We start from the raw sequence: 24,088 nt of genomic DNA on the forward strand, positions 1-24,088 counted from the left end.
AATAAATAGATTACGCTGTTGGTAATGGTGGTGGTGTATTGCCTCCTAAAAATGATTTCAATTCCTCTACCTCTTTTAACTCAGACCAACTTGCCATTCCTTGTTTCCAAATAAGTGAATCTCTATTAATAGTTCTACTTGCAAATAATTCTTTTAATTTCTCAAAAGTTACTGGACCAGATTGTTGACCGTTTACAGCATAAAAATAGGATACTTGAGCTGGTATTGGTGGTGGCGCTTGCGCTTGTGGTGCTTGCCCGCCAAAAGGTTGTGCTCCAGGTTGCCCCATTAAACCTCCCATTTGCTGCGCTAATACAAAGCCCATTCCCATTCCCATACCGGCACCAGCTGTTCCGCCTTCATTTTTAGCCGCTAATTCCATAGCTTTTGCCGCTTTAAACTGTGCTAGCTTGGCCATGTCCAATTTATCTAATCGGCTATATTCAAAAATTTCTTTCTTTAATTCTTCTGGCATCGATACATTTTCGATGTAGAATTTTTCTAATTCAATACCAACTCTATTAAACTCTGGCTGCATTACCGTTTGGCATGTTTCTGAAAGTTCACTGGTATTTGCCGCATAAAGTTCAATTGGCAAATTAGCTTCACCAACAGTATCGGTAAAACGAGTTACAATTAAACTTTTAAGATGCTCATTAATTTCATAATTAGTAAAATTACCGTCAGTACCTACTACATCTACTACAAATTTACCGGCATCACTAATTCTAAAACTATAGGTCCCAAAGGCACGTATTTCTACTAATCCAAACCTATCATCACTAAGCATAAATGGGTTTTTTGTCCCCCACTTCTCATCTGTAAATAAGCGAGTATTTACAAAATAAACTTCTGCTTTAAACGGACTATCAAATCCATATTTCCAACCTTTTAATGTGGTTAAAATTGGAAGGTTTTTTGTATTTAGGGTATATGTTCCCGGCTTAAAAACATCCGCTAATTGACCTTCATTTATAAAAACAGCCGTTTGCCCTTCGCGCACTATAAGCTGTGCATTATTTTTAATTTCGTTTTGGTAGCGTTCAAATCTATGAACAATGGTATCGTCATTAGTATCTAACCATTCAATTATATCAATAAACTCGTGGCTTAACTTCTTTTTAATTTCATCAAATATGCTCATGGTTTGCGTGTTTTTAAATGTACAATTCAAGATATGGAATTCATGAATAGAGCCAAAATAAGTAGCCTATAAATTCAATAAAATAATACGATGAATACTATAATTTAATATTTCCTTAAGGATATATAGGATGAATCTACTATTTCTAATTAACTTAGAATTTCTAATTTCTGAAATGAACTATGAAAAAAGTGTTCTGTATTGGTGAATTATTGATTGATTTCGTAGCCGAAAACCAAGGTAATGATTTGTCTAAGGCCAAAGAATTTTCCAAAAAAGCGGGTGGAGCGCCAGCAAATGTTGCTTGTGCTATTAGCAAACTCGGTGGCGACGGTGTTTTTATTGGCTGCGTAGGCAATGACCCTTTTGGTACATTTTTATTGCGTATTTTAGAAAATGAAAAGGTAGATGTTTCTTTAGCACAAAAAACAAATACATTTACCACCCTTGCCTTTGTTTCTATCGATGAAAATGGTGAACGCGATTTTGTGTTTAGTAGAGGTGCAGATAAAGAACTAGTTTACGATTCATCACATAAAACCAATTTTGAAAACAACATACTACACTTTGGTGCTGCTACTTCATTTTTAGGAGGTTCTTTAGAAGATGCATATAGCCGATATTTATTTGATGGTTTAACCAAGAATGCATTCATTAGTTTTGATCCTAATTATAGGGTTGACCTTTGGAAAAACAAACAAGATGTTTTTATACGAAAATGCCACGCTTTTATAGAAAAATCTCACCTATGTAAGTTTAGTTTAGAAGAGGCTCAATTGCTATCAGGAAAAGATAATTTAGAAGATGCTTGTAAAGTTTTTCATGAAATGGGAACTAAAATAATAGTCGTTACCTTAGGAAGCAAAGGCACATTTTTATGTACTTTAAACTTCAGTAAAACAATACCGAGTATAAAAGTTAGCCCTAAAGATACTACTGGCGCAGGTGATGCTTTTATTGGATGCTTATTACAGCAAATAGCTGAACATACTTCGATTGACAATATATTGGAAAAAGAAGAAATTCTTACTCAAATGGTTACAAGAGCTAACAAAGCCGGAGCAATTACAACTTTAAATTTTGGTGCCATAGAATCGTTACCAACTTTACAACAATTAGATTCTTAACATGAACCAAGCAGAATTACACCGAATATTGGCCTTAAAAAGTCAAGAAAATAAAGACTCCTTAGATTTAGATGTATTATATAACCGAAGGTTGTCCGCCAATATTTCATTAATAAAAACTCATTTTTTTTCACTTTATCAAGAAGTAGAACATAAAGACTATTTTTTTAAACTACTAGATCAAATAGCCCTTCTATTTAAAGCACGCCCCACAGAACTTAAAAATCAAGATTTAGAACGTTTAAATTCTGGCAACTGGTATCAAAGCGAAAAAATGGTAGGTATGCAATTGTATGTAGACCGTTTCAATAAAGACATCAATGGACTAAAAGAAAAACTGCCCTATTTTCAGGATTTAGGTATAAATTTTCTTCATTTAATGCCAATTACAACAAGACCTACAGGCGAAAATGACGGAGGTTATGCGGTAAATAGCTATCATGAAATTGATGGTAAATATGGTACTAAAAAAGACTTTTTAGATTTTGCCAAAAAAGCGAGAGAGAACAATATGTTCTTGATGCTAGATTTTGTAGTCAACCATACATCTGATGAGTTTGAATGGGCCGAAAAAGCCAAAAAAGGTAGTCTTCATCACCAAAATTACTATTACACCTACGCGGACCGTCATATACCAGATGAGTTCGAGAAAACTCTTCCGGAAATATTTCCACAGTCTGCACCAGGTAATTTTACCTATAATGAAGAAATGGAAAAATGGGTAATGACCTGTTTTAATACGTATCAATGGGATTTAAACTATAGAAATCCTGAAGTATTTATTGAAATGCTTGGTAATTTGATGTCGTTAGCCAATCTAGGTGTCGACGTAATTCGTTTTGACGCCTTAGCGTTCCTTTGGAAAAAATTAGGGACTTTATCTCAAAATTTACCTGAAGCGCATACGCTTATTTCATTATTTAGAATGTGCTTGCAAGTTATTGCACCGGGGGTTATTCTATTGGCCGAGGCTATCGTTGCGCCTAGAAATATTATAAAATATTTTGGCGAAGGTATAAGCGAGGGCAATGAATGTGAAATTGCATATAATGCCTCATTAATGGCTTTGTTATGGAATTCAATTGCCACTAAAAAGGCTTCTTTAATGCTTAAAAGCTTAACCGAGATACCCAATAAACCGAATGATGGGACATGGATTAATTATATACGTTGCCATGATGACATTGGGCTAGGATATGATGATGATTTTGTTCGCGCAATGGGCTCGGACCCTACTGCTCATAAACAATTTATACTGAATTATTATACTGGTAGATTGGAATGGTCGCCTGCAAAAGGGCTTATGTTCATGTACAATCCTAAAAATGGTGATGGCAGAATTACAGGTAGCGCAGCTTCCTTATTAGGTCTTGAAACCGCATTGGAATTGAAGAATAAGATCATCATTGATTACGCTATTTCAAAAATATTAATGATGCATGGTATTATTTTAACGTATGGCGGAATACCTATGATTTATGCCGGAGATGAAATTGCCACCTTAAACGATTACTCTTACGAACAAAACCAAGACCATGTAAATGACAACCGTTGGGTAAATAGACCAATCCAGAATTGGGATGTCGTTGCTTCATTAAATAAAACAAAAGAAAATCCTTCTACAATTGTTTACAATGGATTAAAAAATATGATTCGTTTGCGGAAAGAGCATGTTCTCTTTAAGGATTCTAACGAGGTAAAAATACATGGTTGCCCAAATGAACATGTATTTGTTTATGAGCGTACTTATAAAAATGATAGCGTTTGGGTTTTATCTAACTTTAATGAGCTTACCGAAACCTTAGATATTGGATGGTTACTTTCTATTGGTATACACGCTGGCAAAAACTCTATAGATTTGCTTACCCAAGAAACTTTTAACCTAATCCATAATGCATTACCATTAAAACCCTTTCAGCAACTTTGGATTAAGAATATTTGATTCTCCATTAATATAAAGACAACCTTTTAGATAATATTTAATCTAATACTAAAAGATAAATATGAAAACTCCCTTTCTTATAGTAGTATTAGTACTTTTTACACTAAACGGTTGTAATACAGCTAATAATGCAGATGATATTGAAGGGTATTATACTGGTACTTTTCAAAGAGGAGAAATTATATCAAACGTTACATTGAACTTAAATGGGAAGAATTTTTCAGGAGAAAGTGATATTGCGAAATTCCCTGCAATTTGTAATGGAAATTTTACTATTTTAAATGACATGGTTACATTCGACAATTTATGTCCTTGGACCGCTGAATTTGATTGGTCACTGATTCTAAGTAATGAATGGCACTTTACTATTGATTATAATAAATTAACCTTAACCAATTCAATTGGCGACATCTACATTTTAACAAAATAAACTCTAGGAACTAATTGTTGATTAACAATTTCAAGGAAAATATTTAATTATACTTCACCTTCCTAAGCACACGTAAAGCCTCTTTCAACGAAGTATTTATAGTTGGATATTTTGACTTTAAAAGTTGCCTGGCCTTTTCCATATCCTCTTTTGCTTCTTCAAAACCATTTAAATAACAAATAAGATAAGAGTCTGCCAAGTATTTTAATCTTTTAACCTCATCAATGGTTAAAACCGTATTCCCACTGGCTTTATCTACCAAAGAATTGTTATCTACATATATTTTTTCCAGTTTTTTTCTGTTGTGTTTTGGAGGATTAAATAGCAAGTCGCTATTAATTTGATAGGTGCCATTTTCACTAAAATTGATAACCACTTTCTCCAACGGATAATATTTTTGTTTAGCTCCTAATCCTAGCTGCACAAACTCTATTATAGTAAAGGAATCATCATTAATACTAATCTTAATTTCGTCTAAGTTGGAGTAGAAAAGTTTAACCTGTTCATTAATTAGCTCTATGTCTACTCTATAGTAATAGGTTTCTCCATTAGACACTTTTTTATTCCCTGCCCAACAGACCACAAATTGCTCTTTAAAAACTTTGTAGTCACTTTCTAAATCTTTATGCCTATTATTTATAAAATCTATAACTCCGTCTAAAGTAAGTTCTATGTTGTTTTTAGCATGCTGCTCTATGGTAGCAACAGCATCAGAATTAATGTTTTTTAACTCAATATCATATGCTTTTGGTAAGCTTATACTGCCTTCTCTAAAAAAGACCGAACCTCCATAATACTTCCAAATGTTCTTACGTAATGAACATAATTTACCTATAGATTTTATGGTAACCAAGCCCACAACCTTACCTTCTGGCAAATGCGGAAACGGAATATTTTCATAAGATATACGAGGAGGGTTATCTAAATACGCATTAACTAAATTCTGAATTTTGCTGTCATCAAAAAAATCTACACCTACAATTTTATTATCCTCATCTTCTACACCAATAACTATAAAAGAATTATTTGCAGGGTTGCTGTTTGCCAAAGCACAAACATGTTTTAAAAACTTTGCTTTTCCTTCTTTTTCACCAATATTTACAAAACGCTTTTTATCATAAAAACTATTCTCGTCGTTATGGGCGAGTAAGTTTTTAACCAAAAGGCGTTTATTAATCATTGTGCGTTTATTTTATTTGGCTTTAAAAGATTTTACTTAATATAAAATATACTCCTCAAAAAATTGACTACTAAATTTCTTTCTTTACTATAGTTGAAGAAGCTTGTGCGGTTGGCATTACTACTAAATCCGCGATATTTACGTGGTATGGTCTTGTAACAACAAAATAAATAATGTCCGCGATATCTTCTGGTTTTAATGGCTGAAAACCTTTATACACATTTTCTGCCCTACCTTCATCTCCTTTAAAACGCACATTACTAAATTCCGTCTCTACCAAACCAGGGTTTACGGCACCTACACGTATACCAGTACCATTTAAATCTATTCGCATTCCTTGGTTAATGGCATCAACGGCGTGTTTACTTGCACAATATACATTCCCTTTGGGGTAAACTTCTTTACCAGCGGTAGAACCAATATTTATTATATGACCCGTTTTGCGTTCAATCATTTGCGGAATCAACGCTTTTGACACATAAAGCAACCCTTTTACATTTATATCGATCATAGCATCCCAATCGTCAACACTACCGTCTTGTATAGTATCTAACCCATGGGCATTACCTGCATTATTAATTAGTATATCTATTTGGGCAAATTCATTTGGCAAAGAAGATATAGCCGCTTGAACCGATTCTTTATTTCGAATATCAAAATTCAAAGTATGTACTTTAACTTCTTTACCTAGTTCTACTTTTAGAGCATCTAACCTATCTTGGCGTCTTCCACACAATACTAAATTTATACCGTTTAAGGCAAAATGTATCGCTGTAAATTTACCTATACCACTTGTTGCTCCTGTAATAAATGCTGTTTTTGTCATTTTCTGTTTTATTAAGCTACTTCTTTTCCTTCATTTGCTTCAAGAAGTGCAAACCAATCTTGTAATTCCAAATCAATATATAACGCCTCCATGGCCATTTTCAACCTTTCCGGAGTTGCTGTACCTACTACAGGATGAATTATAGACGGATGCTTTAAAACCCAGGCCAAAAGCAACTGGTCTTCTGTTGCATTATACTTCTTGGTCAAATTGACCAAAACCTTCTTTATACGTTTATTAGCTTTAGATTCTTCTCTAAAATAATTTCCAAGCGGACTCCAGCTCATAGCTAACCTATCATTAACTATGCAATCTTCTAAAGTACCGTTATTCATGACCTCAATGGATGATAAAGAATATTCCACTTGGTTTGCCTCAACCGGAATTACTTTCTCTATAAGTTGAATTTGAGATGGCGTAAAATTAGACACGCCAAACTGCTTTATTTTTCCATCCTTCTTTAGTTTTTCAATAGCTTCCGAAATTTCATACGGATTCATTAATGGGCTTGGTCTGTGCAATAACAACAAATCTAAATACTCGGTTTGTAACATTTTTAATGACCGTTCTACAGACCATATAATATACTCTTTTCCATAATCATAATGCTTTACCCTATTAGCTCTTTCTTTTACCTGAAACTGAATTCCGCATTTACTTATCAATTGGATATCCTCCCTTTTTACAGTACTTTCTTTTAGTGCCTTACCGAAATCTTCTTCAGTGGTATAATCGCCATAAATATCAGCGTGATCAAAGGAAGTAATATCGTTTTCTATACAATGATTCATTAACGCAATCATTTCGGTAGTGGAATGTTGTTTTCCCCATTTGCCCCAGGTCATAGTACCTGCAATAATTCTTGAATATTTCAATGTTTTGTTATTAGGATAATGAAATTAAAAAGAAATCCCTTAAAACCTTCATAAAAATAAGGGGATTTCCAATTTTTTAACCTATCATTAACAGCGACTGACTGAATAAATTTTCAATTTGCATGACTGTTAAAATTAGAAGTGTTAACAATCAATAATATATAGTTTTAAATGGAAGAAAATACCTCAATTGACATAAGCGCCATTAATGAGAAAATAACTCAAGAAAGTGCTTTTATCGATTTATTGATGCTTGAAATGAATAAAGTAATTGTAGGCCAAAAATATATGGTTGAACGATTATTAATTGGTTTGTTAGGCCAAGGCCACATTTTATTGGAAGGTGTACCTGGTTTAGCAAAAACTTTAGCAATTAACACACTTTCTAAAGCGGTTAAAGGAAGCTTTAGTAGAATACAGTTTACTCCAGATTTATTACCGGCAGATGTGGTCGGTACATTGATCTATAACATGAAGTTGAATGATTTTTCTATTAAGAAAGGTCCAATTTTTGCAAATTTTGTTCTTGCAGATGAAATAAACCGTGCACCAGCTAAAGTACAATCCGCACTTTTAGAGGCAATGCAGGAAAAACAAGTTACTATAGGTGATGAAACTTTTGTTTTAGACAAACCATTTTTAGTAATGGCTACTCAAAACCCTGTTGAACAAGAAGGTACATACCCGCTGCCAGAAGCACAGGTTGACCGTTTTATGTTGAAAACGGTTATTGATTACCCTAAGATAAATGAAGAGCAGCTGATTATGCGCCAGAATTTATTGGGTAATTATGAAACTGTAAATGCAGTGGTATCCATAGAACAAATACTTAGTGCGCAGAAAGCTGTGCGCGAAGTATATATGGATGAAAAAATTGAAAAATACATTCTGGATCTTGTATTCGCCACAAGATATCCAGAGAAATATAATTTAGAAAGTTTAAAACCTTTAATCAGTTTTGGCGCTTCGCCTAGAGGTAGTATTAACCTTGGTGTAGCTGCTAAATGCTATGCATTCATAAAAAGAAGAGGCTATGTAGTACCTGAAGATGTTCGTGCAGTTGTACACGATGTTCTTAGACATAGAATAGGAATTACGTACGAAGCAGAAGCTGAAAATATCACCTCTGTAGATATTATCAATAAAATTGTAAACGAGATAGAAGTACCTTAACCTAGTTGACAGTATTCGGCATCAGAAAGTTATTGCTATAATTACATATGCTGAATGAATTTTGCTGCAAACTAAGACTGTAACCTGTTTACTAAAAAATGGATACCAAAGAGCTACTCAAAAAAGTACGAAAAATAGAGATAAAGACACGCCGGCTGTCTGATCATATATTCGGTGGTGAATATCACTCCACCTTTAAAGGTCGTGGCATGACTTTTAGCGAAGTACGGCAGTATCAATTTGGAGACGATGTTAGAAATATTGATTGGAATGTTACGGCTCGTTACAATGAACCATTTATAAAGGTTTTTGAAGAAGAGCGAGAACTTACCATGATGCTCATGGTAGATATTAGCGGCTCTGAACTTTTTGGAACGACCAATCAATTTAAAAATGAAATAGTTACTGAAATATCAGCAACATTAGCTTTTAGCGCATTGCAGAATAATGACAAGGTTGGTATTGTTTTGTTTTCTGACCAAATAGAACTTTTTATTCCCCCTAAAAAAGGAAAAACCCATGTTTTAAGGATTATTAGAGAACTATTAGAATTTAAACCACAAAGCAATAAAACAGATATTGCCCAGGCATTGAAATTCTTGAGTAGTGTAATGAAGAAAAAAGCTATTGTTTTTGTGCTTTCGGATTTTATTGATGATGGCTATGAAAAAACATTAAAAATAACAGGAAGTAAACATGATCTTACAGGCATAAGAGTATATGATGAACGCGAAGAGTCTATTCCTAATTTAGGTATGGTTCAATTAAAGGATGCTGAAACTGATAAAATACAATTGGTAAATACGCAATCTAAAAAAGTTCGTAATGCGTACGCAGAATATAATCGGGAACGTGTTACCTATTTTAAAGAATCGTTCACAAAATCGGGCTGCGGGGTTTTAGATTGTAGGGTTGATGAAAGTTATGTGAAAAAATTATTGGGCTATTTTAAAAGAAGAGGTTAATACGAATGATGATTAATAATATACTCATTAATAAGGGCATTTCGAGATTAAAGCGAATTATGCCTATGTTTATTTTACTACTATTTGTTATTCCAATATCAGCACAAGATAGTCCGGCAATACATACCGAAGTTGATACTACTTACATTAAAATTGGAGAACAAGTTCAATGGACAGTAACTGTTGATATAGATTCCACAGATCAAGTTGTTTTTCCTGAGGGACAAACATTTTCACCTTTAGAAACCGTAGAAGCTTTTGCTACCGATACCACAAGAAAAAAAGACCGCTTAACACTTCTAAAAATATATGCGCTTACCCAATTCGATTCTGGGGCCTATAAATTACCCGCTCAGCGAATTGAAATAAATGGAACAGGTTATATGACCGATTCCATGATGATTAATGTAGCTACTATTCCGGTTGATACCTTAAATCAGAAAATGCACGACATTAAACCACTTATTAATGTTGAGAAAAGCAATATCGGTTTATGGAAATATTTAATCATTGCCATATTAATTCTTTTAATTTTAGGCGGACTTATTTATTGGTTTGTTCTTCGTAAAAAACCATTAACGGAAGAAGAGAAAGTAGCACTATTACCACCGTACGACAGAGCCTTACTTGAGCTTAAAAAATTAGAACATTCTAGATATTTAATACAAGATGAATACAAAGAATACTATTCTGAACTAACTTCTATTGTACGATCTTATTTAGAAGAAGATGCTCATGTAACCGCTTTGGAAAGTACTACAGGCCAACTGATAGAAAAATTAGAGCTTTTAAAGGATGCTGGTCAACTAAAACTAGATGACGACACCATAAAACAATTTCAACAAATTTTGCAGACAGCGGATTTAGTGAAATTTGCAAAAAATAAGCCATCAACTTTAGTAGCCGAGCAAGATAGAAAACTAGTAGAACAAATTGTAGTTAAAACCCATGACGCCCTGCCTGAACCTACTGAAGAAGAATTATTGGAGCAAGCGGAATACCAAGAAGAACTGGAGCGTAAAGCAAAAAAGAAGAAAATTAAAATTGCCATAATATCAGTAATAGCCATTTTGCTTATTGGGATAACCATATCGGGCATAAAATTTGGATTTGGCTACTTGAAGGATACGGTATTAGGTCACCCTACTAAAGAGTTGTTAGAAGGTGAATGGGTTCGAAGCAGTTATGGTTTTCCTCCTATTCAGTTAGAGACGCCACAAGTGATGGCTCGCCAAGAGGTTAAATTGCCGCCTGAAGCTAAGGCTGCAATTGCAGATATACAAGCATTTGGTTATACCAGCCCAGTAGGGTTATTTTCTGTTGGTACTACATCAATAACTCTTAACCAGCAAGATGCTGAAACAGATTTCGAAAAAACCATAGAGCAAATTCTATCTAACTTCGAAAGTCAAGGGGCAAAGAATATCATTACAAAACAAGAAGCTTTCTATACTATTAGTGGCGTAAAAGGATTAAAAGTTTTTGGAAACGGGGAGTTTTCAATACCTGGCTCTAATGAATTAATCGATGGAGAATATACCGTTTTGCTTTTTGGGGGTAAAGGTTTTCAGCAGTATGTTATTTTAACCTGGTTAGAAGATGACACATATGCACAAGAAATAGTAGACCGAATATTGGCATCGGTAGAAGTTAAAACAGAATAATAAATGTTCGAGAATATATCATTTGCAAATCCTGATTTCTTTTGGCTGTTCCTAATACTGCCATTAGCTATTATATGGTATCTCTTTAAACAAAAAGAAGAGTCGGCATTTCTTCGAATATCAAGCGTAAAAGGTTTCACCTATAATAGTATTTTACCAAAACTTAAACCAGTCTTATTTATTTTAAGGTTATTGGCCTTGAGCGCTATTATTGTGGCAATGGCAAGACCACAGACCGAAGATATTTCAACCAGAAGTAAAACAACCAAGGGTATAGATATTGTCATGGCAATTGATGTGTCTTCGAGTATGTTGGCTCGGGACTTAAAGCCTAATCGATTATCCGCTCTTAAAGAGGTTGCAGCCGATTTTATAAAGAAGAGACCTAATGACCGTATTGGCCTTGTAGTTTATGCCGGTGAAGCATATACCAAAACGCCTGTAACAACCGACAAATCGATAGTTTTAAATGCCCTTTCGGAAATTACATATGGGCAATTAGAAGATGGTACAGCAATAGGTATGGGTTTAGCTACTTCTGTTAACCGGCTTAAAGAAAGCACCGCAAAAAGTAAAATTATCATTTTGTTAACCGATGGTGTCAATAATTCTGGCTTTATTGAACCACAAACCGCATCAGATTTGGCAATAGAATATGGCATAAAAACCTATACTATTGGTTTAGGAACAAATGGAAATGCCCTTTCGCCAATAGCATATAATGCAGATGGTTCATTTAGATACGGCATGCGCCAAGTTGAAATTGATGAACAACTTTTAAAAGATATCGCAATTGCTACCGGTGGTCGATATTTTAGGGCTACGGATAATGAATCGTTAGAAGAAATTTATGATGAAATCAATAAACTAGAAAAAACAGAGGTAGAGGAGTTTAAGTATTACCGTTACGAAGAAAAATTTAGACCATGGATATTATTGGCCGGAGCACTTCTTTTAATGGAATGGATTCTAAGAAACACACTATTTAGAAGTTTTGTATAATTATGGTACAGTTAGACGAAAAAATATATTTCTATTTATTCATTATCATACCAGTGATAGTGGTGCTCTTTTTATTGGTTTTGGTGTGGAAGAAAAGAACACAAAAGAAATTTGCAAACACAGAACTTTTAAAAAGACTTACACCAAATCGCTCCACTAATAAAAGCACTTTAAAACTAATTATTTTAATTCTTGGTTTAGCTTTATTAATTATAGGGCTGGTTAACCCAAAAATTGGCACAAAATTAGAAACTGTAAAAAGGGAAGGTGTAGATATCGTTTTTGCCGTTGATGTCTCTAAAAGTATGTTGGCAGAAGACATTGCACCTAATCGCATAGAAAAAGCAAAAAGATTGGTTTCAGAAATCATTAACCAATTAGCGAGTGACCGCATAGGTATTATAGCTTATGCAGGACAAGCCTATCCGCAATTGCCGATTACCACCGATTATGGTGCCGCAAAAATGTTTTTACAAAGCATGAATACAGATATGCTTAGCTCCCAAGGTACCGCAATAGATCAGGCAATTGAATTAGCCACTACCTATTATGATGATGCCGATCAAACAAATCGTGTATTGTTCATAATTTCTGACGGGGAAGACCATTCCGAAGGTTCCACCCTAGATGCCGTAGAAGACGCGGTTGATGAGGGCCTTATCATTTACACTATTGGGGTTGGGAAAGAAAAAGGTGCCCCAATACCCATTAAAAGAAACGGAATTTTAGAAAGCCTAAAGAAAGATAATCAGGGCGAAACTGTAATTACCAAATTAAATGAGTCTGTCCTTGTCGATATTGCCAGTGAAGGTAAAGGGGAATATATTGATGGCTCCAATACGGATACCGCGGTAAAATTTATAAAAGAAGAATTGTTGAAAATGGATAAAAAGGAATTTGAAGCCAAGCAATTCGCAGAATATAAAGACCAATTTCAATGGTTTATTGGAGCAGCTCTTTTGCTACTCTTTTTAGATATTTTTATCTTGGACCGCAAGACCCGTTGGTTAAAAAAACTTAATCTGTTCAATGAAAAGAGAAATGAATAAAATAAACAACGTACTATTGTTATTTTTCGTTTGCTTTGCAGCTGTTGCTCAAGAAGTTGACGTTAAAGAAAAAGAAAAGGCGCTTAGGTCTTCAACCAACCTTACCTGGGATGGCAACAAAGCGTTATCCGAAGACAATTTTATTGCGGCGGAAATAGATTATAGAAAAGCGATTTCTAAAAGCCCAGATAATAGTGTAGCCCCTTACAACTTGGGTAACGCTTATTATGAAAACGAAACGTATAACGAAGCTTTTGGCAGGTTTAAAGAAGCAGGCGAAGCCTCTAGCTCAAAAGAAGAAAAGCACAAAGCTTACCATAATATGGGTAATGTGTTTATGAAACGTAAAGATTACGCTAAAGCCGTAGAAGCTTATAAAGAGGCGTTACGTAACAACCCAAAAGACGAAGAAACAAGATACAACTTGGCCTTGGCAAAAGAACTTTTGAAAAAAGACGAAGAAGAGAAAAAGCAAAACCAAGACGATAAGGACAAGGATAAAGAAAATAAGGACGAAAATAAAGATCAAGACAAAAAAGACGAAGGAGAAAACGAGGATAAAAAAGACAAGGGCGACGAAGGTGACAAAGGCGATGAAGGTAACCAAGACGAGCAAAAGAAAGATGAGAATAAGGATGGTGAAGGTGAAAATAAACAAGATCAGAATAAAAAGCCAGAACAAGGCGAAGGTGATAATCAACAAGAGCAACAACAACCAAGACCTAATCAACTTTCCAAACAACAAGTTGAGAATCTTTTAAGAGCCATGCAAAATGCCGAGAAAAAGGTTCAAGATAAAATTGATGATAAAAAAGTAAAAGGTGTTAAAGTTAAAAACGAAAAAGATTGGTAGACTTTAAGTCCATAACTAAACTAACGTTATTACTAACGGTATTTATGTCATCTCTTTTGGTGGTGGCACAAGATAATAATGCGGTAACTTTTGAAATGAAGTTAAGCAAACCTAAGCTAGGCTTAAATGAACGCCTAAGGGTAGATTTTGTCATGAACCGCGATGGGGATAATTTTAATCCCCCAGATTTTGCGGGTTTTAAAGTAATTATGGGACCCTCACAATCTATCAGTTCTTCATGGATCAATGGAGTTCGTAGCTATTCTAAATCATATTCATATACACTGGCACCTACTGCAAAAGGAAAATTTACGATTAAACAAGCTACTATCGTAATTGATGGCGAAACCTATAAATCGCTCGCCAATGAAATAGAAGTTACTGCTGCTGTTGATAAGCCAAGTGACCAAATGACTGCGGACGATGTTGCTGATGAAAACTTGCATTTAGTAGCTGAAATTTCTAAAACAAATCCATTTTTAAATGAAGCTATTACCGTTATCTATAAACTATATGTAAGTCCCAATATTAGTGTATCAAACTATCAACCATTAGATAATCCTACCTACAATAATTTCTGGAGCCAAGATATTAAAGTATCGACATTAAGTGCCCAAAACGGAACGTACAAAGGAAAGCCATACAGATATGTTATTTTAAAACGTGTAGTATTATATCCTCAAAAATCGGGCGAACTTGATATTGAACCTTTATCCTTAGATGTAACTGTTGACGTACCTACGGTAAGACGTGACTTTTTTGGTGGCAGAGTCTATGCTCAAACAAATAAAACGGTATCGGCAGGCAATAGAACCATCAATGTAAAACCACTGCCCTTAGCGAACCAACCAGCTAATTTTAGTGGTGCAGTAGGTGATTTTGATTTTGCGGTAAGTACAAGTAAAACGAGCTTAAATGCAACTGAATCATTACAGGCATTGGTAGAAGTTAGTGGTAAAGGAAACCTAAAATTATTTAAGTTACCAGAACTTGAATTGCCCAGCGCCTTAGAAGTTTACGAACCTGAATTTACTGAAGGTGTAAGAACTACACTTGCAGGTATGCAAGGTAAAATTAGCAACAACTACACCATAGTTCCGTCTTTTAGAGGTAAGTATCCTATTGCTCCATTAAGTTTTAGCTTTTTTAATCCAGTAACTGAGAAATATACCACGCTTACATCCAATGAAATCGTTATTAATGTTTTAGAAGGACCATTAAGTGCTTCTAGTTCTTCAACAGAAGCTACAAATAGCGCAAAACAATCTGTGGTTGCCAACGAAAATCAATTCAATTTTATAAAATTGAATCCAAATTTATCAAGCACATCAATAACTTACTTTTTTAGGTCTACGTCTTTTTATCTTTGGTTATTATCACCCCTTTTATTAATTCCTTTAGCAATTTTATTTAAGATAAAACGAGAGGCAATTGCAGGCGATATTGCTGGAAATAAAATAAGAAGAGCAAATAAATTAGCGCGTAAATATCTTTCAGCTGCTAAAAAGCAATTAGGTAATAAAGAGTCTTTTTACGTGGCACTGGAACGAGCGCTACACAATTATTTAAAGGCAAAATTGAAAATTGAAACCTCAGAATTTAGCAAGGACAAAATTACCGAATTGCTCATAAAAAAACAGGTAGAGAATTCTACTATTGAAGGTTTTATAGCCCTCCTTAAAAATTGTGAAGCTGCAAGATATAGTCCTTTTTCAAATGTTCAAATGCAGGCTGACTATGAAAAGGCAAGCGAAGTTATTTCATTAATGGATAAACAATTATAACAATGTTTAAAAAGCTAATAATTGTATGTAGCCTTTTTACGGTACTTATCTGTACCGCCCAGAACAATAAATTGTTCGATCAAGCTACCGATGCCTATAATGCCGGAGATTACGAAAAAGCAATACGTTTTTATACTGATATTCTTAATAATGGTGAACACTCTACTGCGGTTTACTACAACCTCGGAAATTCAAATTATAAACTAAATAAAATTGCAGGGAGTATTTATTATTACGAAAAAGCATTACTATTATCTCCTAATGATGAAGAAGTGAAAACCAATCTAAGCTATGCACAAAACATGACTTTAGATGCGATAGACACTTTACCAGAAACTGGAATATCCAAACTTTATAAAAGAATTACTGGTAAATTAACATTTGACCAATGGGCGTATTTATCCATTGGAGCCCTATTATTATTCGTAGTGTTATACATTCTTTTTTACTATTCAACTACTTCTTCTTTAAAACGATGGACGTTCATAGGTAGTTTATTTGCATTATTTATATGTATTATAGCTATTGTATTTGCTTATATTCAACAAACAGATTTTAACAACAAACAACCTGCAATTATATTCGCTGATGAAAGTGTTATTAAATCTGAACCTAATGCTAATAGTGAGCATGTATTTGTAATACATGCCGGCACAAAAGTTAATGTTTTAGATGAATTAGATCAATGGAATAAAATTAAACTTGCTGACGGTAAAACAGGATGGATTCCTAAAAATGAATTAAAATTGCTAAAAGATTTTTAAATAATTGTTAACAATAATTAACCATTCTAATACTATCTTTATCGTCGATATTTAAGAAATGAAAAATATAGCGCGTATAACTTTATTAATTTTATGGCTTTTTGCCTTATCGGCACCGAGTGTTATTACAATATTCAATATTAACGACACTATAGTTTTAACAAATCTTAATGAAGAAGAACAACAAGAGTCAGTCAAAAAATCTATTGGTGAAGAAAAGTTTGTAAAAGAAAATTATCTTAATTTTTCATTAATTGCAAGCTATAAAAATTTAATACAGAGTAGTTTTCAAGTCGTAGATAATTCTATATTATCGCTAGATGTAGTATCACCTCCTCCAAAATATATTTCATAGTTGTTACTTCTAAAATTTTTGATGTGCAAATTCTACTGTACTTATATAAGAATTTGTTCTCGTATCATTCATTTTAAATAAAGTAATATCCCCTTAAATTTTAAGCGCATAAACCATGTGCCTACAGTCTACTACTTCTTTAACTATATTTAAAAGTTAAAAAGTAGGCCTATAATTTAATTCAACATTAATACATTAAAAATCTTCTATTCTAAATTATTGAATTTAGATATAGAAACTAAAAAATAATCTTATGAAAGCACATACAAGAGAAACTCAATCAACAATGACCCCAAATAAAGCGTTAGAATTCTTAAAAGAAGGTAATCAACGTTTTCAAAATAATTTAAAAGCTAACCGAAATCTATTAGAGCAAGTTAATGACACCAGTGATGGACAATTTCCGTTCGCGACAATATTAAGCTGTATAGATTCTAGAGTTTCTGCCGAGCTGGTTTTTGACCAAGGTTTAGGGGATATTTTCAGTATTAGAATTGCGGGCAATTTTTCTAACGAGGACATTTTAGGAAGTATGGAATTTGCATGCAAACTTGCAGGAACCAAGTTAATTGTTATTTTGGGCCATACAAGTTGTGGTGCTATTAAGGGTGCTTGCGATCATGCAAGACTAGGCAATTTAACTACTTTAATAAATAAAATAGAGCCTGCAGTAGATGCTGTTACAGAACCATCGGATGAAAGTCAAAGAAATTCTAAAAATCTAGAGTTCGTAGATAAAGTAGCCGAGAAAAATGTACTCCTAACAATTGATAATGTACGTAAGAATAGTCCTGTTCTAAAAGAAATGGAGAAAAATGGGGAGATAAAAATTGTTGGGGCAATGTATGATATTTCTAATGGAGAAGTTATTTTCTATTAATAATATAATTGCCAATAACTATTAACCTTGCTATTATTTTTTTACAGAAATTAGTATCTACTTAAATCAACCTGGTAATACATACAATATGAACTTAGATACCGTTTTTGAAAACAATGAAAAGTGGATTGCTGAAAAGTTAGAGACAGATCCAGATTTTTTTAAGCATCTTGCCGAAGGTCAGAATCCCGATTTACTTTATATAGGATGTTCAGATAGTCGTGTTACTGCCGAAGAGGTGATGGGTGCTAAACCTGGTGAAGTTTTTGTTCATAGGAATATTGCAAATATGGTTATTAGTATTGACCTTAATGTACTGTCTGTTGTAAAATATGCTGTTGACTATTTAAAAGTAAAACACATAATTGTTTGTGGTCATTACGCTTGCGGAGGTGTAAAAGCTGCAATGAAATCTGAAGATTTGGGTGTTCTAAATCCTTGGTTACGAAACATTCGTGATGTTTATCGTATTCATAAAGATGAGCTCAACGCTATTGAAAATGAAAACAAAAAATATGACCGTTTAGTGGAGTTAAATGTAAAGGAGCAATGTGTAAATCTTATAAAAACAGCAACTGTGCAAAAAGCATACCGCGATCATGGATTAAAAGTTCATGGGTGGATCTTTGATGTTGAAACAGGAAAACTGGTAGATCTTAAGATTGACTTTGAAGGTTATCTTAAAAATATTATGGAAATCTACCATTTAAATTAAATAAAACCGCTAGGTAGAATTTAATCAACCCACTACTTAGCCTAAAAATTATAATTATGAAAAATTTATTCTCAAATTTTAAAGGCGATTTATTTGGCGGTATTACTGCTGGTATAGTTGCTCTACCATTGGCATTGGCTTTCGGTGTAAGTTCCGGAATGGGACCAAGCGCAGGACTATATGGTGCTATATTCATAAGCTTTTTTGCTGCCCTTTTTGGAGGTACCAATACGCAAATTTCTGGTCCAACTGCTCCTATGACAGCAGTAAGTATGGTTGTAATAGCTGGTATTGTAGCGGTAAATGATGGTAATTTAGAAAAAGCATTGCCTGCAATATTAATTGTTTTCCTCTTAGCAGGACTAATGCAAATAGGTCTAGGGTTACTAGGAATTGGAAAATATATTCGTTACATACCTTACCCAGTAGTGTCTGGGTTTATGACCGCGATAGGCGTTATTATATTAGTTACTCAAATTTTACCTGCTATTGGTTATTATCCAAAAGAAGATACCGATTTTGTAAACAATTACAAGCCCATGGCCGAAGAAATTATTCTAGCTAATATTCTTAAAGAAGAGGCGGGTGAAGGTATTTTGGTATTAGAAGATTTTAAAGAAACTATTTCTAGAGCAGAAAGCATCACCGAAGCAGACATGTTAAAAGAAGCTCAGACTTTAGCAAAATCTGATGCTTCTGGTGTAATTGGAGCAATAAAAGTGCTCCCTAGAGCATTAAAGAATATTAATTGGTTAGAACTTATTCTTGCTTTATCGACCATCATTATTATTTATGGTTTTAAAAAAATTACCACCACTATTCCAAGTGCCTTGGTTGCCCTAGTCGTAGTATCCGGCGTCGCCTATGGATTTGGGTTAGATTATAGACCTATAGAACAAATACCTAGCGGTTTCCCAGTTCCTAACCTAGGTATATTTACAGAATTTCAACTCGGTGTTATAACGCCATACATTTTTACAGCATTAACGTTAGCACTTCTTGGCGCTATTGACTCCTTATTAACATCTGTTGTAGCAGATAATATGACCAAAACTAAACACCAGCCAAATAAAGAATTGGTAGGTCAAGGTATTGGTAATAGTATTGCCGCAATTTTTGGTGGAATTCCAGGAGCAGGTGCTACTATTAGAACAGTCGTAAATATTAATGCTGGTGGTAAAACAAAATTATCTGGTATGGTTGCCGGTGTTTTACTTTTAATCATATTATTGGCACTTGGCCCAGTTGCTTCCCAAATTCCTGCGGCCGTGTTAGCTGGTATTTTAGTAACAGTAGGTATTGGTGTAATGGATTATAAAGGCTTAAAAGCTATACCCAGTTTACCAAAAGACATGAGTTTAGGGCCTATAAAATTTAGCTCCGAAGTAGTTATAATGTTAGTCGTGCTAGTACTATCCTCTATTTGGAACTTAGTTTATGCCGTGGGTGTTGGTTTGGTCATTGCCTCTTTAATGTTCATGAAAAAAATGGGCGATTTAACTGCAGAACGCTCTGATGTAAAAACATTGGAAAAAGAAGTGAATTGGCCAGACGAAGCTGCTTTTCCAAAAACTTTACAAGAAGAAGTTTTTATCAAACATTTAAAAGGTCCTCTTTTCTTTGGGTCTACAAGTGAGTTTCAACAAATGGCAAACCAAATACCTTCTACTGCTTCCACGGTAATCATTAGAATGGGACGTATGCAATATATGGACCAATCTGGTTTATATACTTTGGAAGATGTTCTAATAAGTCTTAGAAATTCTGGTATTAATGTATTGTTTGTAGAAGTTCTTAAACAACCTAGATATATGCTGGAACGTGTAGGGGTAATACCAAACCTGATTCCTGAAGAACATATTTTTGATTCTTTTGATGAGTGTCTAATTTGGGTAAAAGCAAATGTAAAAGATAGAATCCCACCCAAGTAATACATCAAAACCAATAAAAATATATACTACCTCTTTTAAAAGTTTTAAATTTGCTTCTTTAATCAACATTTATGATTGATAAGATAAAGGAACAGATTTCTGAAGTAAACGCATTTACAGCTGATAGCTTAGATGCCATAGAAACGTTTAGAATTAAATACTTAGGTAAAAAAGGAATTTTAAATGACTTTTTTGCTGAGTTTAAGAATGTACCAAACGAACAAAAAAAAGAATTTGGGCAAACTATAAACGAACTAAAGCAAGCTGCTACCCTAAAAGTTGAGACTTTAAAAGAGGTTTTAGAAAATTCTCAATCAACTGAACAAGTATATGGTGACCTAACTAGACCCGGTAACCCTATTGTACTTGGTTCACGACATCCTATTTCTATAGTAAAAAATCAAATAATTGATATCTTCTCGAGAATAGGGTTCAACGTATCTGAAGGCCCGGAAATTGAAGATGACTGGCACAATTTTACTGCATTAAATTTGCCAGAATATCATCCGGCACGTGATATGCAAGATACTTTCTTTGTACAAACTAATCCAGATATACTACTCCGTACGCATACTTCATCAGTTCAAGTACGGTATATGGAAAATAATAAACCTCCTATTAGAACTATTTCTCCTGGTAGGGTATATAGAAACGAAGCAATTTCCGCAAGATCACATTGTTTCTTTCATCAGGTAGAAGGATTATATATAGATAAGGATGTTTCTTTTGCCGATTTAAAACAAACATTACAGTATTTTACTACGGAACTTTTTGGAAAATCAAAGATTAGACTTAGACCGTCATACTTTCCGTTTACAGAGCCAAGTGCTGAAGTAGATGTATATTGGGGATTAGAAACTGAAGCCGATTATAGAATAACAAAAGGTACTGGATGGTTAGAAATTGGCGGTTGTGGAATGGTGGACCCAAATGTATTAACCAATTGTGGTATAGACCCTAATAAATATTCTGGTTTTGCTTTTGGTGTAGGTATTGACCGTATAGCCATGCTTTTACATCAAATTACCGATATACGTTTAATGAGTGAAAATGATGTACGTTTCTTAGAGCAATTTAAATCTGCTTTATAACTTAGAATATTCCCTGTTTGAAAAAAGATATTGAAATACCAATAGTTAAGAATGTACACATTGTCATAATTCATGAATGGAACGAAGAGTTTTTGGACAAAGATTGGAATGTTTATATCGTAAATAACCGCACTACTGGAATTGAAATGACTATGGTAGTATCCAAAGGGTATGATGGTGATCGTAAAACTTCAATTATGCGACATTCCATAGGTGATATTGAAGCTAAATCATTTAAAAAAGTTGAAGTGGTTCAAGATGACGTTTTAGCTTTAAACAATGAATTCTTTGTTACTTTCTATGACGATAATAAATTGTATGAAAAACGGTTTGTATTTGAAAAAAATACGATTGTTGAAAAGAACTTAGTCCGCATTCCTCTTATGAGAAAAGAAGGGATTTACGCTAATTAAATTCTTCTAAAACTTTGTTTTTTGTACTTATAATTATTTATTTAATTTTTATCCCCTAGGTCTTTCCTAAATTATACTTTACGATAGAGTTCTTTTGCGAACAAATAAGTAACCAACTTATTATTAGATATTTGCAAACTATATATTTTACGATAACAAAAGTTTAACGCTATTTCAAAAAAAAGAATGTTCGTTTAGTTTGTTTACAACCGAACTAACTATACCTTTGTGCCTCCAAACTTATTTCTTATGAGTAAAGAAGAACATAAACAGCGTTTAATAGAAGAGCTAGGGGTTCATTTTGAAGCGGAATACAATCTTCCTCCTTTAGCAGCCCGAATTTTTGGAAATCTTGTGGTGACCGAAGAAGTTGGACTTACATTTGACGATTGTCAAGAAAAAAGAGGTGCTAGCAAAAGTTCTATTTCTACATCACTTAATCTATTATTACAATTAGGTATGATTACCTACTTTACCAAATCTGGTGATAGAAGAAGATATTTTAAAATCGCTGATAAAAGCACATTCTTTATTAAAAAGCTAGAACAAGCAATAAAAAAAGCAGCAAACGAGGCTAAAACTATTCAAAAAGTTGCTGATTATGATAAGGAGTATCTCCCAGAAAAATATAGTTCTAATAAACCTAAAATGGATACATATTTAGAATGTTTAAAACAAAATGAAAGAACATATCAAAAGACAATTGAAGATTTGAAGAAACTTCTATAAAAAAATTTAACAATTAAGTTCGCTTTAAACCGAACAAACTGAATTAACAAAACCTTAACAGGTATATATCTTTAAAACAAACATCCATTTAAAATGAAAAAGTTATCAATTATAGGGTTATTAAGTACAGTGCTCCTTTTAAGTTCTTGCTTTGGTTCATCAGAAAAACCAGCTCAAGGCCCGGCTTCACCTCCACCACCAAGTTTAAAAGTCACTAAGCTAGAAAAGCAAGACTTAACTATATATAATGAATTCTCTACTACTCTAGAAGGAAAACAAAATGTAGAGATTTGGCCAAAAGTATCTGGTTTTGTGCAAGAAGTATATGTTGAAGAAGGTCAGAAAATTAAAAAAGGACAGTTGCTTTTTAAATTAGAAACCCAAACTTTAAATCAAGATGCTAACGCTGCAAAAGCTTCTGTTAATGTTGCGCAGGTTGAAGTTGACAAATTGAAGCCTTTGGTAGAAAAAAATATAATTAGCCCTGTACAATTAGAAACTGCAAAAGCTCAACTTGCACAAGCACAGGCAAATTACCAAAGTGTAGCTTCTAACATTGGCTATTCTCGTATTACTAGCCCTGTTGACGGTTATATTGGTGAAATTCCTTTTAAAATAGGTGCTTTGGTAAGTTCTGCTATGGGACAACCATTGACTACTGTTTCTGATATTAGTGAAGTTCGAGCATACTTCTCAATGAACGAAATAGAACTTCTAAAACTAAAAGAGTCCATGCCTAAAAATGATAACAATGTCATAGATATAGAGAAAGCTCCTAAAGTGACCTTAGTTATGATTAATGGTGAAGAATATGAAGAGCAAGGAAAAATTGCGATGATTAACACCATCATAAATAGTACCACAGGTAGCGTTACAGCTAGGGCAGATTTTGTTAATAAGAGCAATATTCTAAGTAGTGGTAGCACAGGGAAAATTAAAATTCCCACCGTATACCAAGGTGCTTACGAAATTCCACAAACCGCAACTATTGACCTTCAAGGAAAAAAATTAATTTATCTTCTTAAAGATGATAACACCGTTACCACTATGCCTTTAAATATAATAACTACAACTGAAAAAGGATTTATAGTAGAAAACGGAATTAAAGAAGGGACTACTATTGTTCTAGAAGGAGTTTCAAAATTAAAAGACGGAATGTCTATTAACCCTGTTAAATAAGGATCTGCCAATTATTT

23 protein-coding genes are annotated in these 24,088 nt (G+C 33.8%); 19 read left to right on the forward strand and 4 right to left on the reverse strand.

Annotation, left to right across the window (positions count from 1 at the left end):
* Positions 1-10: 10 nt before the first annotated feature.
* Positions 11-1,144, reverse strand: a complete 1,134-nt coding sequence (locus BTR34_RS07415; protein ID WP_068485434.1) for an SPFH domain-containing protein — start codon at positions 1,142-1,144, stop codon at positions 11-13.
* Positions 1,145-1,326: 182 nt separating this feature from the next.
* Here BTR34_RS07415 and BTR34_RS07420 point away from each other — a divergent pair, with 182 nt between their 5' ends.
* The 3 genes from BTR34_RS07420 to BTR34_RS07430 all read left to right on the forward strand — a co-directional run bounded on the left by BTR34_RS07420 (position 1,327) and on the right by BTR34_RS07430 (position 4,643).
* Entirely contained in the window at positions 1,327-2,271 is a 945-nt protein-coding gene (locus BTR34_RS07420) for a carbohydrate kinase family protein (protein ID WP_068485436.1), read from the forward strand.
* A 1-nt stretch (position 2,272) separates the two neighbouring features.
* Entirely contained in the window at positions 2,273-4,213 is a 1,941-nt protein-coding gene (locus BTR34_RS07425; protein ID WP_068485438.1) for an amylosucrase, read from the forward strand.
* A gap of 61 nt (positions 4,214-4,274) precedes the next feature.
* The gene (locus BTR34_RS07430) at positions 4,275-4,643 is read left to right on the forward strand and encodes a hypothetical protein (protein WP_068485440.1); all 369 of its coding nucleotides are present in this window, start codon (positions 4,275-4,277) and stop codon (positions 4,641-4,643) included.
* A 43-nt stretch (positions 4,644-4,686) separates the two neighbouring features.
* On the opposite strand, the gene BTR34_RS07435 is transcribed toward BTR34_RS07430, so the two are convergent.
* The 3 genes from BTR34_RS07435 to BTR34_RS07445 form a co-directional block, all read right to left on the reverse strand.
* On the reverse strand, positions 4,687-5,823 hold the full coding sequence (locus BTR34_RS07435; protein ID WP_068485442.1) for an ATP-binding protein: 1,137 nt from the start codon (positions 5,821-5,823) through the stop codon (positions 4,687-4,689).
* Positions 5,824-5,893: 70 nt separating this feature from the next.
* Entirely contained in the window at positions 5,894-6,649 is a 756-nt protein-coding gene (locus BTR34_RS07440; protein WP_068485444.1) for an SDR family NAD(P)-dependent oxidoreductase, read from the reverse strand.
* An 11-nt stretch (positions 6,650-6,660) separates the two neighbouring features.
* On the reverse strand, positions 6,661-7,524 hold the full coding sequence (locus tag BTR34_RS07445; protein WP_074472117.1) for an aldo/keto reductase: 864 nt from the start codon (positions 7,522-7,524) through the stop codon (positions 6,661-6,663).
* A gap of 171 nt (positions 7,525-7,695) precedes the next feature.
* Here BTR34_RS07445 and BTR34_RS07450 point away from each other — a divergent pair, with 171 nt between their 5' ends.
* From BTR34_RS07450 to BTR34_RS07525, 16 genes are all read left to right on the forward strand, one after another.
* Positions 7,696-8,697 carry an AAA family ATPase gene (locus BTR34_RS07450; RefSeq protein ID WP_068485445.1) on the forward strand — a complete coding sequence of 334 codons (1,002 nt, stop codon included), beginning with the start codon at positions 7,696-7,698 and terminating at the stop codon, positions 8,695-8,697.
* 98 nt (positions 8,698-8,795) lie between these two features.
* Complete coding sequence (locus BTR34_RS07455; protein ID WP_068485447.1) at positions 8,796-9,662, forward strand: DUF58 domain-containing protein; 867 nt, start codon at positions 8,796-8,798, stop codon at positions 9,660-9,662.
* A 5-nt stretch (positions 9,663-9,667) separates the two neighbouring features.
* Positions 9,668-11,326 (forward strand): hypothetical protein, encoded by a 1,659-nt coding sequence (locus BTR34_RS07460; RefSeq protein ID WP_068485449.1) that lies wholly within the window; start codon positions 9,668-9,670, stop codon positions 11,324-11,326.
* A 3-nt stretch (positions 11,327-11,329) separates the two neighbouring features.
* Complete coding sequence (locus BTR34_RS07465) at positions 11,330-12,328, forward strand: vWA domain-containing protein (RefSeq protein WP_068485451.1); 999 nt, start codon at positions 11,330-11,332, stop codon at positions 12,326-12,328.
* Between the two features lie 2 nt (positions 12,329-12,330).
* A complete protein-coding gene (locus BTR34_RS07470) occupies positions 12,331-13,377 on the forward strand; it encodes a VWA domain-containing protein (RefSeq protein WP_068485453.1) in 1,047 nt (348 codons plus the stop codon).
* Positions 13,370-14,230 (forward strand): tetratricopeptide repeat protein, encoded by an 861-nt coding sequence (locus BTR34_RS07475; RefSeq protein WP_068485793.1) that lies wholly within the window; start codon positions 13,370-13,372, stop codon positions 14,228-14,230. The genes BTR34_RS07470 and BTR34_RS07475 overlap by 8 nt, the downstream gene beginning before the upstream one ends.
* A gap of 44 nt (positions 14,231-14,274) precedes the next feature.
* Positions 14,275-16,014, forward strand: coding sequence for a BatD family protein (locus BTR34_RS07480; protein ID WP_068485455.1), 1,740 nt, complete (start codon positions 14,275-14,277; stop codon positions 16,012-16,014).
* A 2-nt stretch (positions 16,015-16,016) separates the two neighbouring features.
* A complete protein-coding gene (locus BTR34_RS07485) occupies positions 16,017-16,778 on the forward strand; it encodes a tetratricopeptide repeat protein (RefSeq protein WP_068485458.1) in 762 nt (253 codons plus the stop codon).
* A gap of 58 nt (positions 16,779-16,836) precedes the next feature.
* Positions 16,837-17,133 (forward strand): hypothetical protein, encoded by a 297-nt coding sequence (locus BTR34_RS07490; protein ID WP_068485460.1) that lies wholly within the window; start codon positions 16,837-16,839, stop codon positions 17,131-17,133.
* A 253-nt stretch (positions 17,134-17,386) separates the two neighbouring features.
* Positions 17,387-18,013, forward strand: coding sequence for a carbonic anhydrase family protein (locus BTR34_RS07495; RefSeq protein ID WP_068485462.1), 627 nt, complete (start codon positions 17,387-17,389; stop codon positions 18,011-18,013).
* 88 nt (positions 18,014-18,101) lie between these two features.
* Entirely contained in the window at positions 18,102-18,728 is a 627-nt protein-coding gene (locus BTR34_RS07500) for a carbonic anhydrase (RefSeq protein ID WP_068485464.1), read from the forward strand.
* A 56-nt stretch (positions 18,729-18,784) separates the two neighbouring features.
* On the forward strand, positions 18,785-20,659 hold the full coding sequence (locus tag BTR34_RS07505) for a SulP family inorganic anion transporter (RefSeq protein WP_068485466.1): 1,875 nt from the start codon (positions 18,785-18,787) through the stop codon (positions 20,657-20,659).
* Between the two features lie 71 nt (positions 20,660-20,730).
* Positions 20,731-21,750 (forward strand): phenylalanine--tRNA ligase subunit alpha, encoded by a 1,020-nt coding sequence (pheS, locus tag BTR34_RS07510; protein WP_068485468.1) that lies wholly within the window; start codon positions 20,731-20,733, stop codon positions 21,748-21,750.
* Between the two features lie 17 nt (positions 21,751-21,767).
* Complete coding sequence (locus tag BTR34_RS07515) at positions 21,768-22,163, forward strand: hypothetical protein (protein ID WP_068485469.1); 396 nt, start codon at positions 21,768-21,770, stop codon at positions 22,161-22,163.
* 249 nt (positions 22,164-22,412) lie between these two features.
* Positions 22,413-22,892 carry a GbsR/MarR family transcriptional regulator gene (locus BTR34_RS07520; RefSeq protein ID WP_068485471.1) on the forward strand — a complete coding sequence of 160 codons (480 nt, stop codon included), beginning with the start codon at positions 22,413-22,415 and terminating at the stop codon, positions 22,890-22,892.
* 93 nt (positions 22,893-22,985) lie between these two features.
* A complete protein-coding gene (locus BTR34_RS07525) occupies positions 22,986-24,071 on the forward strand; it encodes an efflux RND transporter periplasmic adaptor subunit (RefSeq protein ID WP_068485473.1) in 1,086 nt (361 codons plus the stop codon).
* Positions 24,072-24,088: the final 17 nt, after the last annotated feature.

The organism is Maribacter hydrothermalis, assembly GCF_001913155.1.
In the GTDB taxonomy this organism is placed as follows: domain Bacteria; phylum Bacteroidota; class Bacteroidia; order Flavobacteriales; family Flavobacteriaceae; genus Maribacter; species Maribacter hydrothermalis.

Bases quoted from the DNA above. Each gene is read 5' to 3' on its own strand.
- BTR34_RS07415 (WP_068485434.1), bottom strand. From the start codon at position 1,144: ATGAGCATATTTGATGAAATTAAAAAGAAGTTAAGCCACGAGTTTATT.
- BTR34_RS07420 (WP_068485436.1), top strand. From the start codon at position 1,327: ATGAAAAAAGTGTTCTGTATTGGTGAATTATTGATTGATTTCGTAGCC.
- BTR34_RS07425 (WP_068485438.1), top strand. From the start codon at position 2,273: ATGAACCAAGCAGAATTACACCGAATATTGGCCTTAAAAAGTCAAGAA.
- BTR34_RS07430 (WP_068485440.1), top strand. From the start codon at position 4,275: ATGAAAACTCCCTTTCTTATAGTAGTATTAGTACTTTTTACACTAAAC.
- BTR34_RS07435 (WP_068485442.1), bottom strand. From the start codon at position 5,823: ATGATTAATAAACGCCTTTTGGTTAAAAACTTACTCGCCCATAACGAC.
- BTR34_RS07440 (WP_068485444.1), bottom strand. From the start codon at position 6,649: ATGACAAAAACAGCATTTATTACAGGAGCAACAAGTGGTATAGGTAAA.
- BTR34_RS07450 (WP_068485445.1), top strand. From the start codon at position 7,696: ATGGAAGAAAATACCTCAATTGACATAAGCGCCATTAATGAGAAAATA.
- BTR34_RS07455 (WP_068485447.1), top strand. From the start codon at position 8,796: ATGGATACCAAAGAGCTACTCAAAAAAGTACGAAAAATAGAGATAAAG.
- BTR34_RS07460 (WP_068485449.1), top strand. From the start codon at position 9,668: ATGATGATTAATAATATACTCATTAATAAGGGCATTTCGAGATTAAAG.
- BTR34_RS07465 (WP_068485451.1), top strand. From the start codon at position 11,330: ATGTTCGAGAATATATCATTTGCAAATCCTGATTTCTTTTGGCTGTTC.
- BTR34_RS07470 (WP_068485453.1), top strand. From the start codon at position 12,331: ATGGTACAGTTAGACGAAAAAATATATTTCTATTTATTCATTATCATA.
- BTR34_RS07475 (WP_068485793.1), top strand. From the start codon at position 13,370: ATGAATAAAATAAACAACGTACTATTGTTATTTTTCGTTTGCTTTGCA.
- BTR34_RS07480 (WP_068485455.1), top strand. From the start codon at position 14,275: ATGTCATCTCTTTTGGTGGTGGCACAAGATAATAATGCGGTAACTTTT.
- BTR34_RS07485 (WP_068485458.1), top strand. From the start codon at position 16,017: ATGTTTAAAAAGCTAATAATTGTATGTAGCCTTTTTACGGTACTTATC.
- BTR34_RS07490 (WP_068485460.1), top strand. From the start codon at position 16,837: ATGAAAAATATAGCGCGTATAACTTTATTAATTTTATGGCTTTTTGCC.
- BTR34_RS07495 (WP_068485462.1), top strand. From the start codon at position 17,387: ATGAAAGCACATACAAGAGAAACTCAATCAACAATGACCCCAAATAAA.
- BTR34_RS07500 (WP_068485464.1), top strand. From the start codon at position 18,102: ATGAACTTAGATACCGTTTTTGAAAACAATGAAAAGTGGATTGCTGAA.
- BTR34_RS07505 (WP_068485466.1), top strand. From the start codon at position 18,785: ATGAAAAATTTATTCTCAAATTTTAAAGGCGATTTATTTGGCGGTATT.
- pheS (WP_068485468.1), top strand. From the start codon at position 20,731: ATGATTGATAAGATAAAGGAACAGATTTCTGAAGTAAACGCATTTACA.
- BTR34_RS07520 (WP_068485471.1), top strand. From the start codon at position 22,413: ATGAGTAAAGAAGAACATAAACAGCGTTTAATAGAAGAGCTAGGGGTT.
- BTR34_RS07525 (WP_068485473.1), top strand. From the start codon at position 22,986: ATGAAAAAGTTATCAATTATAGGGTTATTAAGTACAGTGCTCCTTTTA.